Origin of the sequence: Sphingobium sp. LSP13-1-1.1, assembly GCF_040676415.1 — a bacterium.
In the GTDB taxonomy this organism is placed as follows: Bacteria; Pseudomonadota; Alphaproteobacteria; order Sphingomonadales; family Sphingomonadaceae; genus Sphingobium.
In genome coordinates, this window is sequence record NZ_JBEGHU010000049.1 from 1 (window position 1) to 888 (window position 888).

Consider the following 888-nt stretch of genomic DNA (forward strand, 5'->3'; position numbering starts at 1 on the left):
ATGGAAAAGATCGAACTACAGGCCACTCCGATGGACGAAGCCGAAGAACTAGATATTCTAGCTGCTGACCTAGATGTGCTGCCAGAAAACGTGCCACTTGCATTGTCCATCATGGATGCACTCGCAAAGCTGGATGCAGCAATCAATTCACGCAAGCCAATCTAAGGCGATAACTACAAAGAAACCAACACAAGAATTGGAGAACAAAACAATGGCGGTTACACAGAACGATTTCAACGATATGGTCATGGCGCTTAAGGACAAGAAGACCGCGCTTTTGGCCGAGATCACATCAATTGACCAGCGTATGACAACCCTAGTCAATGAAGCCGAAGCTAGGGCAGAAGCCGATCTTCAACACGTTAAGCAGATGAAGAAGATCATCTACAATCAGGTGAACGGTTCAGAAAGTGAACCAGTGCTTGAAGCGAGTGACGGCGCAGTTCGTGTCAAGGCAGGCACGGTCATTCCGGGTTGGAGCATCATCAATAATGCTGACATCAGCAACGTGACACTCAAGGCAGCACACGACGCCGACAAAGCATACCACGAAATCCGCAATGAAGCCCGAAGGCTAGTCGGCGATCTAATTGATACGTTCGGCCCACTGCGCGACAAGTGACCCGCTAAATAGGGTGTCCTTGCAAAAGGGATTTTCGTTTGGAAGTCCGGCAGCTTCGGTTGTCGGACTTTCCCATGACTAAATAGAGTTGAAGGCAGTCATGTTTCGGGCGTCCTTCGGAATGGCGGATTGTTCGACTAAGGGCTGGAAACCAGAAAGGTCGAATATATCCATTGGTTTAAGGGTTGTTTTCGGTGAACCGACCAAAAGTATAACCGAAAACAAGACGAAAAAGCCCGTCGATCACCCGGCGGGCTTCCCCATGA

At 49.1% G+C, this 888-nt stretch carries 1 protein-coding gene; it reads left to right on the forward strand.

Annotated features, from left to right (window positions below):
* Positions 1–211: 211 nt before the first annotated feature.
* Entirely contained in the window at positions 212–622 is a 411-nt protein-coding gene (locus tag MRBLSP13_RS18855; protein ID WP_363756051.1) for a hypothetical protein, read from the forward strand.
* The last annotated feature ends 266 nt before the right edge of the window (positions 623–888 follow it).

Excerpts from the sequence above, each read along its gene's own strand:
- MRBLSP13_RS18855 (WP_363756051.1), top strand. The coding sequence starts at position 212 with ATGGCGGTTACACAGAACGATTTCAACGATATGGTCATGGCGCTTAAG.